General features: G+C 58.6%; 13 protein-coding genes. 11 read left to right on the plus strand and 2 right to left on the minus strand.

Going from position 1 to position 18314, the window contains the following annotated elements:
- Nucleotides 1–119: 119 nt before the first annotated feature.
- Entirely contained in the window at nt 120–470 is a 351-nt protein-coding gene (locus L6990_RS07710) for a universal stress protein (RefSeq protein ID WP_237203521.1), read from the minus strand.
- A gap of 204 nt (nt 471–674) precedes the next feature.
- Between L6990_RS07710 and L6990_RS07715 the strand changes: the two genes are divergently transcribed.
- From L6990_RS07715 to L6990_RS07740, 6 genes are all read left to right on the plus strand, one after another.
- The gene (locus tag L6990_RS07715) at nt 675–1766 is read left to right on the plus strand and encodes a tripartite tricarboxylate transporter substrate binding protein (RefSeq protein WP_237203522.1); all 1092 of its coding nucleotides are present in this window, start codon (nt 675–677) and stop codon (nt 1764–1766) included.
- Between the two features lie 2 nt (nt 1767–1768).
- Nucleotides 1769–2329, plus strand: coding sequence for a tripartite tricarboxylate transporter TctB family protein (locus L6990_RS07720; protein WP_237203523.1), 561 nt, complete (start codon nt 1769–1771; stop codon nt 2327–2329).
- The gene (locus L6990_RS07725; RefSeq protein WP_237203527.1) at nt 2329–3837 is read left to right on the plus strand and encodes a tripartite tricarboxylate transporter permease; all 1509 of its coding nucleotides are present in this window, start codon (nt 2329–2331) and stop codon (nt 3835–3837) included. Before L6990_RS07720 ends, L6990_RS07725 begins: the two co-directional genes overlap by 1 nt.
- A gap of 488 nt (nt 3838–4325) precedes the next feature.
- A complete protein-coding gene (rpsO, locus tag L6990_RS07730; RefSeq protein WP_237203531.1) occupies nt 4326–4595 on the plus strand; it encodes a 30S ribosomal protein S15 in 270 nt (89 codons plus the stop codon).
- A gap of 210 nt (nt 4596–4805) precedes the next feature.
- The gene (locus L6990_RS07735) at nt 4806–7037 is read left to right on the plus strand and encodes a polyribonucleotide nucleotidyltransferase (RefSeq protein ID WP_237203532.1); all 2232 of its coding nucleotides are present in this window, start codon (nt 4806–4808) and stop codon (nt 7035–7037) included.
- Between the two features lie 131 nt (nt 7038–7168).
- Nucleotides 7169–8500, plus strand: a complete 1332-nt coding sequence (locus tag L6990_RS07740) for a M16 family metallopeptidase (protein ID WP_237203533.1) — start codon at nt 7169–7171, stop codon at nt 8498–8500.
- 5 nt (nt 8501–8505) lie between these two features.
- Here L6990_RS07740 and L6990_RS07745 read toward each other — a convergent pair whose 3' ends face one another.
- On the minus strand, nt 8506–10446 hold the full coding sequence (locus tag L6990_RS07745; protein WP_237203535.1) for an acyltransferase family protein: 1941 nt from the start codon (nt 10444–10446) through the stop codon (nt 8506–8508).
- A gap of 309 nt (nt 10447–10755) precedes the next feature.
- Between L6990_RS07745 and dapB the strand changes: the two genes are divergently transcribed.
- The 5 genes from dapB to L6990_RS07770 all read left to right on the plus strand — a co-directional run bounded on the left by dapB (nt 10756) and on the right by L6990_RS07770 (nt 18311).
- Entirely contained in the window at nt 10756–11511 is a 756-nt protein-coding gene (gene dapB, locus L6990_RS07750; protein WP_237203537.1) for a 4-hydroxy-tetrahydrodipicolinate reductase, read from the plus strand.
- Complete coding sequence (locus L6990_RS07755) at nt 11504–12127, plus strand: hypothetical protein (protein WP_237203539.1); 624 nt, start codon at nt 11504–11506, stop codon at nt 12125–12127. Before dapB ends, L6990_RS07755 begins: the two co-directional genes overlap by 8 nt.
- A 102-nt stretch (nt 12128–12229) precedes the next feature.
- Nucleotides 12230–13150: a 4-hydroxy-tetrahydrodipicolinate synthase gene (gene dapA, locus L6990_RS07760; RefSeq protein ID WP_237203540.1), complete on the plus strand. Its 921-nt coding sequence runs from the start codon at nt 12230–12232 to the stop codon at nt 13148–13150.
- Nucleotides 13151–13251: 101 nt separating this feature from the next.
- Nucleotides 13252–14970 (plus strand): ribonuclease J, encoded by a 1719-nt coding sequence (locus tag L6990_RS07765; RefSeq protein WP_237203541.1) that lies wholly within the window; start codon nt 13252–13254, stop codon nt 14968–14970.
- Between the two features lie 95 nt (nt 14971–15065).
- Nucleotides 15066–18311: an FtsK/SpoIIIE family DNA translocase gene (locus tag L6990_RS07770; RefSeq protein ID WP_237203542.1), complete on the plus strand. Its 3246-nt coding sequence runs from the start codon at nt 15066–15068 to the stop codon at nt 18309–18311.
- The last annotated feature ends 3 nt before the right edge of the window (nt 18312–18314 follow it).

Genomic DNA, 18314 nt, shown 5'->3' on the forward strand with positions numbered 1-18314 from the left:
GGCATCAGCTCATGATTGACCTATGCTGTAAAAGACAACTTCACTGGCATGTTCTTACTTCATGCCAGTGAAGTTTTCTTTTTTACAAGGCCTGCACGGGGCGCTGGTCTCAGAAGGTTTTAGTTGGCGGGCTTGACCGCTACCACCGGGGCGTTAGCTTCAAGGATGATACGCTGTGCTGCTGAGCCCAGCAGCATTTTGCCCACCGGGCTGCGGCGTCGTACACCCACCACCACAAAGAGGGGTTTGACGCGCTCCACTGCGTCAATCAGATCGCCCACAGCATCGCGGCTGCGGTGCACCCCGGTTTCAACGGTGTAGGCCAGACCTCCAAAGTCGAAGTCTGCAGGCTCGCTGCCGTCCAGAGGGCAAATAACGAGGGATTCGCCGGTCTCCTGGGCTCGCTCAATGGCATAGAGGCGGGCTGCTTCTCCGGGTTCGGTGGCGGTCAGGGCTAGAAGAATGCTCATACAACTCCAATCGTAGTGTGACTCATCATACTCGCATTGTAGCGAGCGATTGCCGACCAGGGGAGGTGTGGGTGTTGTGTAGGCTCAACATCTCGTCAAGTGAGAGTGCATTAGGTGATGTGACGCAGGACAGGTAATCATGTAGGGTGAGTCACAATATTTTCAATTAATTACCCTGGTCATTCACATAATCCACGGAGCACGATGAGTTCACATCAAAACCCTGCTCAAGGCGGTGACGTTACCCCGCCCTGGGCTACCTCAAACGGTACGCCGGATACCCCAGCTAGCGTTGGGGTTCACCGCGCTGAGCCTTCAAAAAAGTCGCCCCTATTTAAAATCCTCGGAGCAATTATTGCTGTGGGTGCAATTGGCACAGCCACCGTTGGATCTTTTGCCTCAGCCCACCAGGGCGATAGCTTACGCACCTCTATGACGATTGTGGCCCCGGCAGGTGCCGGTGGTGGCTGGGATACCGTCGCCCGTGAAATGCAGCAGGCACAGCGGGCCAACGGCATCGTTAATAACACCCAGGTGGTCAACATGCCCGGTGCCGGTGGCACCATTGCGCTGGGGAACCTTGCCAATCTTGAAGGCGACCGTAGCACCCTCATGGTCGGTGGCACCGGTCAGCTGGCTGCCACCATCCAGTACGACACAGATACCACGTACGCAGATATCACCCCTCTGGCAATCACCGTTGAAGAGTACAACCTGGTGGTCGTTCCGGCTGACTCTCCCTATCAGAGTCTTGAAGAACTCATGACTGCGTGGGCGGCTGACCCTGCTTCAGTGCCGTGGAGTGGTGGGGGCTCCTTTGACCGTCTGGTAGCCACAGAGTTGGCTACCGCGGCGGGTGTAGACCCCAAAGAGATGGTATTCGTATCCTCGGACGGCGGCGGTGAAGTGACCGCTGCCCTGCTGAATGGCACGGTCCAGGCTGCAGCCTCTGGCTTCTCTGATTCCATCGACCAGGTGGAATCGGGCCGCCTGCGTGCTCTAGGCCTGGTCTCTAAGGAACGCTTTGAAGGCGTGGACATTCCCACCACCGTGGAGCAGGGTTATGACGTGACCCTCTCCAACTGGCGCCTCCTGGCTGCCCCAGGTGGGCTGACCGCTGAAGAAGAGGCAGAGCTAACCGATATCGTGCTTGAAACGGTCGAAACCGAAGAATGGTCCACTGCTGTAGACCGCTATAACTGGGCCGAACGCGTCATCACGGGCGATGAACTTGATGTCTTCTTGGAAGATGAAAAAGAGCGCATTAGCTCCCTCTATGAAAGTTTGGGGGTCTAGCTATGGCTGAAACACTGAGTGCTCGTCAGAACAGGGCTCATATGATCAGGGATCTCAGTATGCCCCTGCTGATTATTGCCCTGGCTACCTACCTTCTATTCGGCATGCTGAACATGAACGTGCCCGATTCTGTAGCCTTCCCTGGCCCCCGGTTCTTCCCGGCGATTATCACCGCCGTGCTCTACGTGCTGGCGCTGGCTGACATCCTTGGTGTGATCAGAAAACACCGCACACCGGATACTCTGCAGACGGTGGAAAGCTCGGGAACCTACCGCGACGGCGACCCCGCCGCAACAGCCCACGAGGACGTCATTACCCGCGTGGATATTCGTTCCCTTACCTGGGCTGTGGGGGGCTTCCTCTTCTTTGCCCTCACCCTTGAATATTTGGGCTGGGTCATCGGCGCTGGCTTGCTCTTCTGGTGTGTTGCCCGCGGCTTCGGGGCCAAAAACCCTCTGATGGCACTCATCGTAGGGCTGACCGTCAGTTCACTGGCCTACATCGCTTTTGACATGGGGCTAGGGCTCAACCTCCCCTCTGGAATTCTAGGAGGCGGTTTCTAGTGGACGCTCTCTCACTGCTGGCGGACGGCTTTGCCGGCGCCTTAACCCTGCAAAACCTGTTCTGGGTGCTCGTTGGCTGTTTGCTGGGCACCGCCGTGGGTGTCATGCCCGGGCTTGGCTCATCGATGGCTGTAGCTCTGCTGCTGCCCGTCACCTTCGCTCTCGAACCCACCGCTGCCTTCATCATGTTCGCCGGTGTCTACTTCGGTGGTCTCTTCGGTGATTCCACCATGGGCATTCTCATGAACACCCCGGGGCAGGCTTCTGCGATTGCCTCAACCTTCGAGGGGCACCGCATGGCTAAAAACGGACGCGCCGCCCAGGCGCTTGCGGTAGCTGCCATTGGTGCCTTCATCGGCGGTTTCATCTCCTCGATACTTGTGGTATTCCTAGCCCCCGTGCTGGCAGACTTCTCCACCAAATTCGGCCCGGCTGAATACCTGGCGCTCGCCATTTTCGCTTTTGCCGCGACGTCCTCAGTGGTGACCGACTCAGCGGTCAAGGGTCTGCTCTCATTGGCTCTTGGTCTAGGTGTGGCTGTGGTCGGCATCGATGGTGTGACCGGTATTCCCCGCTTCACTATGGACTCCAACTACCTCTTTGACGGTATTTCCCTGGTCACCGTGACCGTGGCGATTCTGGCGCTGGGCGAGGTCTTTTACAGCGCTTCGGTCGCCCGCCACCAAGAAGAGGGCAAGATTATCCGCCCCAAGGGACGCCCCTGGCTGACCGGTGCTGAGTTCAAAGAAGCAGCCCCTGCTTGGGGGCGCGGTACCTTGATTGGTTTACCCTTCGGTATTATCCCTGCAGGCGGTGCGGATATCCCTACCTTCTTGGCCTATGGAACTGAGCGAAAGCTGGACCGCCGCCGCAAGAACCCCCAGTTCGGTGACAAGGGCGCCATCCGTGGTCTTGCTGCCCCCGAGGCGGCAGGTAATGCAACCACCGGTATGGCCATGGGTGCTTTGCTGGCGCTGGGTCTGCCGATCTCTGCAACGGCTGCGATTATGCTGGCGGCCTTCCGCCAGTACGGTCTGCAACCTGGCCCCCTGCTCTTTGAGCGTTCGCCGGAGCTGGTTTGGGCGCTGCTGGCTAGCTTCTTCATCGCTATGGTGGTGTTGCTGGCGATTAACCTGCCGTTTGCGATGCTCTGGGCTAAGCTGTTGCTGATTCCTGCGCCCTACCTCTATGCGGGGATTACGGTCTTTTGTGGGCTGGGTATTTACGCCACCTCATCCTCTACCTTTGACCTCTTGCTGTTGCTGGGTATCGGTTTATTGGGTTTCTTGATGCGCATGAACGATTACCCGCTTGCACCGCTGATCATTGGTATGGTGCTCGGTCCGCTGGCTGAAACCAGCCTGCGTGATGCTCTGACCTCCTCCAGCGGTGACTTTTCGGTGCTTTTCAGTGGCCCCATCGTCATCACGCTCTACGCAGTGCTGGTGCTCATGTTGCTACTGACCCTGCGCAGTAAGGTCACGAAGAAGACCGGTAACGACATTTAGAGCACCTAGCTGCTGACAGCGTCCGCACGCTAACTTACCCACCCCCCCGTACTTTCTCTCTTCTACCCGGTGTTTATTTCCGGTCGAAGAGAGGACGTGTGGGGGTAAGTGCTTGGTGGGGCAGGACGCTAAGCCAAACAAAGCAGAGCGGACGTGTAGCCCGCCTGCTGGCTCGGGGCTGGCGTGAATCGTCCTAGTGAGCGCTAGCGAACCAGGATGAGAGGGTCTGCAGGCGGGCGCACGTCCGCGATGCTGGCCCTTGCCTTTGCAATCACCTCCACCCCGCCGTCCTGCCGGTGTGTGGTAGCTAGCACAGGGCTACTCTTCCAGAGCGCTTGCCTGTGCGGTAAAGTGGGGAGCGCATGTGACTGCAGTCCGTGGCAGTTACAGGCAGAAGCCATCTGGCGCCCAGCGCTAGGTGAGGCCCTCCACCCGGCAGTAAAAATATTGACCGGGCCGCACACGGCACTAACTCTAGGAGTTACACAGTGGCACTCGATCCCGCCATCAAGCAGGAAATCATGAAGGAATACGCAACCCACGAAGGTGACACCGGTTCACCCGAGGTTCAGGTTGCAGTTCTGACTCGTCGTATCACCGACCTGACCGAACACCTCAAGTCCCACAAGCACGACCACCACTCACGTCGTGGTCTGATGATCCTCGTTGGTCGCCGCCGCAACCTGCTCGGCTACCTCAAGAGCGTTGATATCGCACGTTACCGCGCACTCATCGAGCGTCTCGGTATCCGCCGATAAATCAGTAGCGTAAGGGCGACACCTGGGCACCCCTCCTCGAAAGAGAAGACCGCTAAGGTGCCGCCCTTGCCTTACATCCACCCAACAGAAAACTAAGACGCCGCGTGCTTTCGCGGTCCTCGGTAGCGGTTTACAGAACACCCAACGTAGGGGTCTGTGAGCCTCAATCGATGACCGAAAGCGCGGCGCACCACACGAAATGGAGGAACCTTGGAAGGTCCCGAAATTCAGTTCGCTGAAGCAATTATTGATAACGGCACATTCGGTAAGCGCGTAGTTCGCTTCGAAACCGGCCGTCTAGCCCAGCAGGCAGCAGGCTCAGCACTGGTTACCATCGACGATGAAACCACCCTGCTCTCCGCTACCGCCATTGGCAAGAACCCCCGCGAGGGCTTCGACTTCTTCCCGCTGACCGTCGACGTTGAAGAACGTATGTACGCAGCGGGCAAGATCCCCGGCGGCTTCTTCCGCCGCGAAGGCCGCCCCTCCACCGAAGCGATCCTGGCTGCACGTCTGATTGACCGCCCCCTGCGCCCCGTCTTCAAGAAGGGCATCCGCAACGAGGTTCAGGTCGTCGTTACCGTTCTGACCATTGAGCCCGATGAAATCTACAACACCGTAGCCATCAACGCTGCCTCCGCTTCAACCACGCTTTCAGGTGCACCCTTCGCTGGCCCCATCGGTGGCGTACGCGTAGCACTGATTGACGGCCAGTGGGTTGCTTTCCCCAAGCACTCACAGCTTGAAAACGCTGTCTTCGATATGGCAGTTGCCGGCCGTGTCATCACCAAGGCTGACGGCACCGAAGACGTAGCCATCATGATGGTTGAAGCTGAAGCAACCGATAACTCCTGGAAGCTCATCAAGGAAGACGGCGCAACCGCTCCTACCGAAGAGGTCGTGGCTCAGGGTCTCGAAGCGTCAAAGCCCTTCATTGCAGCTCTCTGCAAGGCTCAGTCAGACCTGGCTGCCCGCGCAGGCAAGCCCGCCATGACACTGCCCGTCTTCGGACAGCGTGAAGCTGACGTGGACGAAGCCGTCAAGGCATACGAGCCCAAGGTAGTAGAGGTCTACTCCATCGCAGGTAAGCAGGAACGCGAAATCGCTTCCGGTGACCTGCAGCAGCAGATCGCTGAAGAGCTCTCCGGTGAAGGCAAGCCCTTCGAAGGCCGTGAGGACGAAGTCAACGCAGCCTTCAACGCTTTGACCAAGCACGTTGTGCGTCAGCGCATCCTCACCGACCAGGTACGCATCGACGGCCGCGGTCTGACCGACATCCGCCAGCTGACCGCTGAGGTTGAGGTTCTGCCCCGCGTCCACGGTTCAGCTATCTTTGAGCGCGGCGAAACCCAGATCATGGGCGTCACCACTCTCAACATGCTCAAGATGGAACAGCAGCTTGACTCCCTTTACCCGGTTAAGTCAAAGCGCTACATCCACCACTACAACTTCCCGCCCTACTCAACCGGTGAAACCGGCCGCGTAGGCTCACCCAAGCGCCGCGAAATCGGCCACGGTGCCCTTGCAGAGCGCGCGATCACCCCGATCCTGCCCTCCCGCGAAGAGTTCCCCTACGCCATCCGCCAGGTATCAGAAGCGTTGGGTTCCAACGGCTCAACCTCCATGGGCTCAGTGTGTGCTTCAACCCTGTCCCTGCTGAACGCCGGTGTTCCCCTGCGTGCGCCCGTCGCAGGTATTGCGATGGGTCTGGTATCAGACGAAGTTGACGGCGAAACCCGTTATGCAGCTCTGACCGACATCCTCGGTGCAGAAGACGCACTGGGCGATATGGACTTCAAGGTCGCAGGTACCAGCGAGTTCGTTACCGCTATCCAGTTGGACACCAAGCTCGACGGTATCCCCGCATCCGTTCTGGCCGGCGCCCTGACTCAGGCACGCGAAGCCCGTCTGCACATCCTCGAGGTCATCAATGCAGCTATTGATGCCCCCGATGAGATGAGCGACTTTGCACCCCGCGTGATCTCCGTTCAGGTACCCGTTGCCAAGATCGGTGAGGTCATTGGCCCCAAGGGCAAGATGATCAACCAGATCCAGGAAGATACCGGCACCGATATCTCCATTGAGGACGACGGCACCGTCTACATTGGCGCAACCGACGGCCCCTCAGCTGAGGCTGCACGCTCAGCCATCAACGCAATCGCTAACCCCCAGGTTCCCGAAATCGGCGAACGCTACCTGGGTACCGTTGTCAAGACCACCAGCTTTGGTGCTTTCGTGTCACTGACCCCCGGCAAGGACGGTCTGCTGCACATCAGCGAGCTGCGTAAACTCAACGACGGCAAGCGCGTTGAAGATGTTGAGGACGTCGTGGGCGTAGGCCAGAAGGTCCAGGTCGAAATCTCCAAGATTGATGACCGCGGAAAGCTCTCACTGGTTCCCGTCGTCGCCGACGGCGAAGAGGCTGGAGCCGACGAAGAGTAAGTAGGGCCAGCCCTTACTGTAACCACCATCAACGGGTGGGGTGCCGAAAGGCTCCCCACCCGTTGGGGTTTTAAAGCCTGCAAAAGGGTATATTGAACTAAAAGCCCAAAGATTTTAGACCAGAGAGACCTATGCCCGTCCTTCTTCCCACCTCCCTCACCCATCTCACCGATGAGCTCAACTACCATACCGGCAAGCTCATTCACGCCGGCGGCGGCGGCAACGATGTTCGCCGTAGCATTTTACCCGGCGGTGTGCGCGTAATAACCGAGCGCATGCCCTCCCAGCGTTCTGTTTCAATTGGCTTTTGGGTAGGGGTCGGCTCACGCGATGAAGCCCCCGGTATGCTGGGTTCCACTCACTTCCTTGAACACCTGCTTTTTAAGGGCACCGGTCAGCGTACCGCACTGGATATCGCCCACGCCTTTGACAGGGTGGGCGGCGAATCCAACGCGCTCACCGCTAAAGAGCACACCTGCTACTACGCACGAGTGTTGGACGAGGACACCTCCATGGCCATTGACGTCATCGCCGATATGGTGACCGGCGCTGTCATTGACCCCGAACTGCTGGAGCAAGAGCGCGGCGTCATCCTCGAAGAAATTGCCATGGACCAGGACGACCCCACCGACGTTGCCTTTGAGTCATTCATCGAGCAGCTCATGGGAGCTCACCCGCTGGGACGCCCCATCGGGGGTACCCCGCAGGAAATCACCGATGTTTCCCGCGAAGCGGTGTGGGATCACTACAAGAAGTTCTACACCCCCGACCGTCTAGTTATCTCTGCCGCAGGTAGTCTCAACCACGGCGAAATCGTCAAACTGGTCATGGAATCGCTGGCTCAGCGCGGCTGGGACTTGAGCGAGGGCACCGCCCCGGCACCCCGCCGCGAGCGCCTGCGCGCTGACATCACCCCGGGCGCTGAGAGTCTGACTCTGGAGAAGAATTTTGAGCAGACCAACATTGTGATGGGTTGCCCGGGTTTGATAGCAGGAGATGATCGCCGTTTTGCCATGAGCGTGCTCAACAGCGCCCTGGGCGGCGGCATGTCTTCCCGTCTTTTCCAGGAGATTCGTGAGAAGCGCGGTCTGGCCTACTCGACCTTCTCTTTCTCTGGATCTTACTCAGATGCGGGCTACTTCGGTATGTACGCTGGTTGCCTGCCAGCCAAAGCAGAGCAGGTGACTGAGCTGATGCAGAAGACCTTTGACGATCTTGCACGCGATGGGTTGACCGCCGATGAGCTGGAAAAGGTCATTGGCCAGCTGGGTGGGTCAACCATACTGGGCAGTGAGGACGCCGGTAGCCGTATGAGCCGCCTGGGTAGGGCTGAGCTAGATTCGGGTCGCTTTATGAGCTTAGATGAGCTCCTTGAAGGCGTCCGTGCCGTCACCCTCGATGATGTTCAAGATCTTGCCCGCTACCTGGCACAGCAGACCTGGGTAACAACGGTTGTCAAATAAAATCCCTACTGGCCCTGGACGTGTTCCGGGGCCAGAGTGCTGTGGGCCAGGCTAGCTTCTGCCTGCTGGACGGCGTCTGCAATGGTCTGGGCGTAGACTTCAAGGCCCGGCCCCTGGGGGTGCACGCCGTCTGACACCAGGTACTCCGGGTGCCCTTCGCTGGCTGCCTGCCAGTCGGCGATGCTCACCGTATCGGGGTGAGCTGCGGCAAAGGCGCGAATAGCCTGATTAGAAGGCTCAATCCAGGGCAGGCTGGCAGGGCCGCGGCCGGTCACGAGAACTAACCGGCGTTCACCATCGCCAACTACTGTCTGGAGTAGCTGTTCAAGTTCTTCAGTTGAGAAAGTGGAATTTGCGGTCACTGAGAGCACCACAATGGTGGGGAGCGTACCTTCGTTTGCCCGCTGCTTAATCAGGGGTATGGCCTTACTGCTGGTGCGGGAAACTTCCCCGTCAATAGCCGCATGAGGGAGCATGTTTGCCAGCTCACCGGCGGCGGCCAGCGTCACAGAGTCACCCACCACACTTACCCCATCGGGAATTGCAAAGGGAGTGGGCGTGTCAGCCGGTGGCTGGTCCTCTGGGGCAGAGGTAACCGGCTGTTGCTGGTGTTCATCTTGGGCAGCCTGGCCGGCAGCAATGAGAGCTTGGGCCTGCGTCATGTTCGGTGCTGTACGTACAGCAAAAACCGTTGCGATGAGGGCTAGGCAGGCCAGCACCGCAGCGGCCACGGGCACCACTTTGCCGGTGCGAGCAAATATAGCGGTCAGCCAGGAACTCAGGGCCCCGCGGAAGCCTAGAGCGCGAACCGGTTGTTCCACATAGATGTAAGAGGCACCGGCGCAGAGCAGAGTGAGTAGCAGGACGACGGCATTGACCCAGGGGGCGCTGACGGGGCCAAAGGCATAGTGAGCCAGCACCATCAGCGGCCAATGCCAGAGATAAATACCGTAGGACCTCTGACCCACCCAGACGAGAGGGGGAAAGGAGAGCAGAGCGCGAAAAGCGCCTGAGGTGCCGCCCCGGACATCCGGTAGGAGTGCCTGAATCATTCCCAAACCTAAGAGGGAACCGGTAAGAAGCCCCCAGGGCATCAAAAGACCCGGGTTAGCATCAGAAAGGGTGAGGGCCAAGGGTATTACGAGCAGGAGGGACACCCAGCCCGTTACCTGACGGATCCAGCCCTGGGCGCCGTTGCCGTAACCAACGATGGGGTAGAGACGTTCATCTGCTGGCGGGTACATAGACCAGGGCAGCAGCATAGCGAGTAGTACGCCCACCATCAGACCGTAGAGATGGGTATCGGTGCCGTAGTAGAGGCGGGTAGCTGAAGCGCCCAGCGCCCCTAGGATGAGCGTGAGCAACAGGGAGAGTGTGCCCAAAATTGCCGGGACCAGTGAACGCTGCCACCACTTGGCGGTGAACATGAAGACAAAGACCATGATGACCGGCCAGAAGAAGTAGAACTGTTCCTCAACAGCCAGGGACCAGAAATTGGTCATGAGTTCGGGGGAGGTCTGGGTGAAATAGTCGTTACCTGCCCCGATGAGCAGCCAGTTAGAAGAGTAGGTGAAGGCACCCAAAATTTGGCGTCCCAGACCTACCTGGGCGTCCCCGCCCACGAACAGTGCCACTGTAGAGATAAAGAGCACCAGCACAGCGACGGCCGGGATAAGACGGCGCAGACGCCGCACCCAGAAAGCGATGATGTTCATCTTGCCGGTATAAGCACCCTCGCGCAGCAGTAGGGCGGTAATGAGGTAACCGGAGATAACGAAGAAAATATCAACACCGATCATGCCTCCGGGCAGAGCTTGGGGCCAGAAATGGTAGACCACAACCAGTAGCACGGCGATGGCTCGTATACCGTCGAGCCCGCGCAGCACAAATTTTCTCTGCCCTTCGTGCGGGTGCACGGCAGAATAAAAGACGTGGTCCTCTTTCACCGAAAAGATCCTCTGGTTTTATTAGGGGGAGATGTGCAGATGCACCTCACCAGTTTAGGGGGTAGAGGGCTAAAAGCAGGGCGCGCAGAACCTGTCGGTAAGGGTGTTCTTTCATCATCAACCAGCCCGGTTTCGTATGCTGAAACGGTGTGAAGCGCTTGGGAAGAGTATACGCGCTTGTGAACATGTCTTTTATGAAGTGTGCCCCTGCGCCGGGCAGGTGTTTTCGCTAGAGTGGTAGGCAGCAGTAGCGCCACGTATCTGGCGTTACCTACAAGTACTCGGGTTGCTGGGAGACAGGGCAGGTAAATGAGCAAGATGTGGAAGGTTGCTGTGGTCGGTGCAGCTGGCCGTATGGGGTCAGAAGCAGTAGCGGCGGTCAATAAAGCTGATGATATGGAGCTGGTAGCGGCCCTGGGCAACGGAGATTCCCTGGAACTTCTGGTGGAATATGGCGCAGAAGTCATGATTGACCTGACCGTTCCCGCTGTCACTGAGCAGAACGTCCGCTTCGCAGTAGAGCACAATATTCACGCCGTAGTAGGCACCACCGGCTGGGACGAGGAACGCCTCAGCAGCCTTGAAACCCTCCTCAAAGAGCACCCCAGCGTTGGTGTACTGATTGCCCCTAACTTTGCCATCGGCTCCATTTTGGCCACCGAATTCGCTGCCAAAGCTGCCCGCTTCTTTGAATCGGTAGAAGTTATTGAGATGCACCACCCCAATAAGGTGGACGCCCCGAGCGGTACCGCGGTGCACACCGCCCAGAAAATTGCTGAATCCCGAGCAACCGCCGGTGTCGGGCCTTCACCTGACGCAACCGAAACCGACCCTGATGGCTCACGCGGTGCCGTGGTCAATGGCGTCAACGTGCACGCCGTGCGTCTGCGCGGGCTGACCGCTCACCAAGAAATCCTGCTGGGAGATGCTGGCCAGCAGCTGGTCATCCGCCACGACTCCTTTGACCGCACTAGCTTCATGCCCGGCGTCCTGCTAGGCGTGCGCCAGGTAGCTGAGAACCCCGGCCTCTCAGTGGGCCTTGACCGGTACCTTAACCTTGACTAGCACAACCCCCAGCACCTCACTCAGGCTCTTTAGCGCTGGCACTATTGCCCTGGCTGTGCTCACCGTGCTCATTCTTCCCCTGGGCTGGGGCACCAAACTCTTCCTGCTCACGGTAGGTGTCTTCTGCGCTGTCTTCATCGCGGTGGATGCCGGAGGCCGAGGCAAAATCTTTGCAGCCCTAATCACCGGGGCGCTCGCCCTCTACTTGGCGCTGACAGTGCAGCGTGGGCTGATCTTCATTGAACATGCTGGCCCCGTGGGATTGGTTCTTGGCCTTGCCCTCATCGTCCTACCCCTTCTGGGAGTCTGGTCCATCGTCCGAGAAATTATCTTTGGCGCCCGCACCCAAAAACTGGGTGAAGAACTGGCGCAGGCCGGTGAGCTTCCAGAAGACCACCTGCCCCGCAGCGCTTCGGGGCGGATCGATCGGGCAGCTGCCGATGAACAGTTCACTCAGTACGCCGGCGCGGTAGAAAATGATGGTGGCAGCTGGAAGAACTGGTTCAAACTATCTTTAGCCTACGACGCTTCGGGCGACCGCAAACGTGCCCGAAAGTCCATGCGCACCGCCATTGACCTATACCGGGGTAAAACACCCCAGAACCTCACCGTCTAGAGAATTTCAACTGATCACACGGGTAGCACCGGGGGAGCAAGCTCACACGAGATGGGCTACTTTCTAGGGACTAGCCCCAGCACATAAGGTAACGTATTAACTATGTCTGAGACTGCAACCACCACCTCACCCATCTTTGGTCGACTGCTGACCGCTATGGTCACCCCTTTCACCGAGTCTGGTGACGTTGACGAGAAAGCCACAGCGGCTCTTGCTCAAAACCTTGTGGACCGCGGTCATGACGGTCTCATCGTCTGCGGCACGACCGGCGAATACTCCACCATGACCGATGAAGAAAATGAGAACGTTTTCCGCATCGTCAAAGAGGCAGTGGGGGAGCGAGCCCACATCGTGGCCGGCGTGGGCTCTAACGACACTAACCACACTCTTCACCTGGCCTCCCGCGCCGAAGCGGTTGGTGTAGACGGCCTGCTGGTGGTAACCCCCTATTACAACAAGCCCACTCAGACTGGACTTGAAGCCCACTTCCGCACCGTAGCTGATGCCGTCAAAACCCCCGTTATGCTCTATGACATTCCCGGGCGAGCTGGCATTCCCATTACTCCTGCGGTCTACCGTTCACTGGCTAGCCACGAGAACATCGTGGCTGTTAAGGACGCTAAGGCAGACTTCACCGCAGCCACCGAGGTCATGGAAACCACCGACCTGCAGTACTACTCCGGTGATGATGGTCTGACCCTGCCCTGGATGGCGGTGGGTGCAGTTGGCCTGGTCGGTGTGACCAGCCACGTGGCTCCCGAGGCCTTCCGCCAGCTCATCGACACGACCGTTGCAGGAGACCTTGCGACAGCTCAGAAGCTACACCTTGAACTGGCACCGGTAATTCGCGCTGCTATGAGCCGTGTGCCCGGTTGTGTAGCTGCCAAGCAGATTCTCTCTTGGCAGGGAATTCTAGATTCCCCGGCTGTGCGTCTACCGCACGTGCTAGCAACCGATGAAGAAGCGGCACTCATGCGGGCAGACCTTGAAGGTTCTACCATCGCTTCAACACTCATCCGATAAAGACGTTACAAGGGGTTAGCGGGCTTACCTAAGACACTAGGTTTTAGGCAGGCCCGCTTTGCCCGTAGAAAATATAAAAAGAAAAGTAAGAAAGAGAGACTATGGCTCAAACTGTTACCAGTCCCCATATGCCGCCCAAGCTCAAGAAGGACACCCTGCGCGTTGTGCCGCTCGGTGGTCTGGGTGAAGTAGGCCGTAACATGACCGTTTATGAGATCAACGGCAAGCTCCTCATCGTTGACTGCGGCGTGCTCTTCCCCGAAGAGTCCCAGCCCGGTGTTGACCTGATTCTGCCGGACCTCAACTACATCAAGGACCGCCTAGATGACGTGGTAGCTGTGGTGCTGACACACGGCCACGAAGACCACATCGGCGCTGTTCCTTACCTGTTGCGTCGCCGCCCCGACATCCCCCTGGTGGGCTCACAGCTGACACTGGCCTTGGTAGAGGCTAAGCTGCAAGAACACCGCATCAAGCCCTACACCATGGACGTAGTCGAGGGGCAGATCGAGAAAATCGGCCCCTTCGAGTGCGAATTCGTTGCCGTTAATCACTCCATTCCCGATGCCATGGCGGTCTTCATTCGCACCGTTGCAGGTAACACCCTGCACACCGGTGACTTCAAGATGGATCAGCTACCCCTGGACGGCCGCATTACCGACCTGCGCCACTTCGCGCGTCTGGGTGAAGAAGGTGTCGACCTCTTCTTGCCCGACTCAACCAACGCTGAAGTTCCCGGCTTCACCCCGACCGAGAAGAACATTGGCCCGGTGATTTCCAACGTCATCCGTGACGCCAAGAAACGCGTCATCGTGGCTTCCTTCTCCTCTCACGTGCACCGCGTACAGCAGGTGCTGGACGCCGCCGAAGAACGGGGCCGTAAGGTCGTGCTAGTGGGCCGCTCGATGGTGCGTAATATGACCATCGCTGAGAAGCTGGGTTACCTGACCGTGCCCAAGGGCCTACTGATTGACCTCAAGAAGGTCGATGACTACCGCCCCGAGCAAATCGTCATGATGTGCACCGGCTCCCAGGGTGAGCCCATGGCTGCGCTCTCTCGCATGGCTAACGGCGATCATAAGATTCAAATTGAACCCGATGACACCGTCATCCTGGCGTCCTCTTTGATTCCCGGCAACGAGACCTCTGTCTACCGCGTCATCAACGGCCTGATGAAGCTGGGTGCTAACGTGGTGCACAAGGGTAACGCTAAGGTTCACGTTTCAGGTCACGCAGCAGCGGGCGAACTGCTCTACTGCTACAACATCCTGCGCCCCCGCAACGTCATGCCCGTGCACGGCGAAGTTCGCCATCTGCAGGCCAGTGGCAAGCTAGCCGTTGAAACCGGTATCAAGGAAGACCGCGTGCTGATCTGTGACTCCGGCACCGTGGTTGACCTCAAGGACGGCTTGGCGAATATTGTGGGTCAGGTACCCTGTGAATATGTTTATGTTGACGGCAAATCCGTAGGTCATGTAACCGAAGATGACCTCAAGGACCGCCGCGTTCTGGGTGAAGAAGGTTTCGTATCCATCGTGACCGTTATCGACCGCGCCACCAAGCGCGTTGTGACCGGGCCGGACATCCACGCCCGCGGTATCGCCGAAAACGATTCTGTTTTTGATGACATCACCCCCAAAATCACTGCTGCTCTTGAGGACGCCTTGCACCGGGCTCCTGAGCGTGTGCATACCGTGCACCAGCTGCAGCAGATTGTCCGCCGCACTATGGGAGCTTGGGTGGCCCGCCGTCTGCGCCGCAAGCCCATGATTGTGCCTGTGGTGATTGAAACCAACACCCCTGAAGCCCGCAAAGGCTAACATAAAAGCTATCTAACGTAGCGATGGTGCGAAGCTCATCCACACCGGAGCTTCGCACCTCTTGCCCTATCAACCCACGAAACTGTACTGGAAGAATGGCTCCGAGAAACTCACGATCGAGCAAATCAGCACCCCGTTCAAACGGTTCCCGCGCGAGCGCGCCCAAACGCGCGTCCGCTCGGAAGGGCAACCGCAGAACCGCTGCACCCCAAGAGAGCAACGCCCTGGTGCGTGCCCTGGTAGGGGCGTGGCAGGGCCTTGCCTTCACCGTGGGTGGAGCCGTGCGCCGTATGGGCGCCCTACGCACCGATATTGAGCTGCACGAACGCAGAGACGGCGGAGCCCTCTTGATTCTGGCTATCGGTCTTCTCACTGCTGCTGTGGAGTGGTGGGGTTGGCGTGCGGATGCCACAGCTGATCTGTCTTGGTACGAATGGCCTTTGAACTTCTGGCATATTATTGTCGGCGGTCTTTTCGGCCAGGGTTCGCTGCTCATACCCATTTTGTGCTTCATCTTTGCCATCCGTATCTTCCGGCATCCCCTTGAAGTACGGGAGAATAACCGCATTGCTTTGGGCTTTACCATCATGACCGTTTCGGCTTCAATGATGGGCGCCAAGGTGGCTGATTACCCCACCTTCTCTGATTCTTTCGAACATTTCTGGGGCGGTGGCGGCACCGTTGGCGTACTCATCGGCACCCCTGCCAGCCGTATCGTGGGCGGGGTTAACGCCCTGGAATGGATTCTGATTAGCCTGGTTTTTCTGGCCGGTCTCTTGGTTGCTACTCGCACCCCTCTTCGTCAGGTCTGGCCCAGGACAGTTCACATCTTTGGGATTCTGCTGGGGGAGCGCCACCATCACGCTTCGCCCTCAGCCGGTTCTCGTGCTACCTCACGCACTGCTGACGATCAGCCCACCAAAGTCTTTGATGAGGGTGAGCATGACCGCTCCTACCTCTATGACGGTGGCTACGAAGAGTCACCGGCACCCCAGCGTCGCGGCGGTTTGCTCGCTTGGTTAGGCTTTGGTCAGCAGCCAGCGGTGGACACCCGCCTCGATGCTTATGATGGGGATGAAGCTTACCGCGGTGCTCTATTTGAGGAGCCTGCTGCAGATACGGCACCGGTGGCTCAGGCTGCCCGCGATCAGCAGAGCTCAACCGTTGCTTCTACCCGCCCGCCGTCTGTTGATGCCTTTGACGTTGAAGCTCCTCGCAAGCAGACCCGCAGCGAAAAGAAGGCAGCTAAGAAAGCCGCTAAGCAACGTGCCGAGCTCTTCGATCAAGGGGCCTGGGCTGACACTTCAGCAGACGAGACTGGTTACGGCACCTCGGATGCCCCCGCTCAGCGCCTGGATGAAACCCGCAAGGCTGCTGCCCAGCGTGGTGACCTGCCCGAGGAAGCACCCGCTAAGTCTCATCAAGCTCATGACTCTGGAGTTCAAGTTCAGGATGAAGCTCCCGTCTCGGAGGCTGCGCGCACCCACACCGTACCTCGTCCTTCGTCCCACAAGAGTGCGGCTGCCGGTGGTTCTCTGGGTGCTAGCCTAGCTAGCGCTACTGCCGGGGTGGCAGGAGGCACGGCCTCATCAGCGCCGGCTCCTTCGGTACCAGCTGCACCCGCTCCCTCTGCTGTGCCCGGTGCTGAGCGTACTGCCCGCATTCAGAACAACACCCGCGTGGAATCAACTGAGCAGCCCCGTGAAGCTCAGGTGGTTGAAGCCGCCGGCCGCGATTACACCCTGCCCACAGAAAGCATGCTGGAGGCAGGCCCTCCGGCTAAGGAGAGCAGCGAGGTCAATGAGCAGGTGGTTGATGCTCTGACCAATGTCTTGCAGCAGTTCAACGTAGACGCTGAGGTGACCGGCTTCTCCCGTGGTCCCACCGTAACCCGTTACGAGATTGAGCTGGGCGCTGGTACCAAGGTTGAGCGCGTCACTGCTCTCTCCAAGAACATTTCCTACGCAGTGGCATCGGCCGATGTGCGTATTCTTTCGCCCATTCCGGGCAAGAGCGCTATCGGCATCGAAATCCCCAACACCGACCGTGAAATAGTGGTGCTGGGCGACGTGCTGCGCTCGGCTAAGGCTCACGCCACCGACCACCCCATGGTGATGGGCGTTGGTAAGGACGTCGAAGGCGGCTTCGTGATCGCTAACCTGGCCAAGATGCCTCACATGCTGGTCGCAGGTGCAACCGGTGCCGGTAAGTCATCCTTCGTGAACTCCATGATTACCTCCATTCTCATGCGTTCAACTCCCGACCAGGTACGCCTGGTCATGGTGGACCCCAAACGCGTGGAGCTCACCGCCTACGAAGGCATCCCGCACCTGATTACCCCCATCATCACCAACCCCAAGAAGGCAGCCGAAGCGCTGCAGTGGGTGGTTCGAGAGATGGACGCCCGCTATGACGACCTCGCTCACTACGGCTACAAGCACGTGGACGACTTCAACAAGGCGGTCAAGGCCGGCAAGATTCAGCCCGAACCCGGCTCTAAGCGCACCATCAAGGCCTACCCCTACCTGCTGGTGATTGTGGACGAGCTGGCGGACCTCATGATGGTTGCTCCGCGTGATGTGGAAGAGTCCATCGTGCGTATCACCCAGCTGGCGCGTGCTGCCGGTATTCACCTGGTGCTGGCTACCCAGCGTCCCTCGGTGGATGTTGTCACCGGCCTCATCAAGGCGAACGTGCCCTCTCGCATGGCTTTTGCTACCTCATCTGTTACGGACTCCCGCGTGGTCCTGGACCAGCCGGGTGCCGAAAAGCTAATCGGCCAGGGCGATGCCCTCTTCCTGCCCATGGGCGCCTCCAAGCCCATGCGTGTACAGGGTGCCTGGGTCTCTGAATCTGAGATTCACGAGGTGGTAGAACACGTCAAAACTCAGATGCCCGTTTCCTATCGCGATGATGTGGTGGCTGCTGCTCCTTCGAAGAAAATCGCGGATGATATTGGTGACGATCTCGATGACCTGCTGCGCGCCGCTGAACTGGTGGTTAACACCCAGTTCGGTTCAACCTCCATGCTGCAGCGAAAGCTTCGCGTGGGCTTCGCTAAGGCAGGCCGTCTAATGGACCTTCTTGAATCCCGCGAAATCGTTGGCCCCTCTGAGGGGTCAAAGGCACGTGACGTTCTGGTTCAGCCAGATGATTTGCCCGGTGTGTTGGCTAAACTGCGCGGTGAAGATCTCCCTGCTATGGCCGAAGACTACGATGACCCCTACGCCGGTGACCCCGTGGGCAATATGAACGCGGGCGTCCCTGAAGCCGTTGATTATTACGACGCAGATGATGACGATGAGGGCAGCGAGGACGCCTGGAGCCTCACCGGGCGATAATAG

The organism is Rothia endophytica (genome assembly GCF_928381505.1).
GTDB lineage: Bacteria > Actinomycetota > Actinomycetes > Actinomycetales > Micrococcaceae > Rothia > Rothia endophytica_A.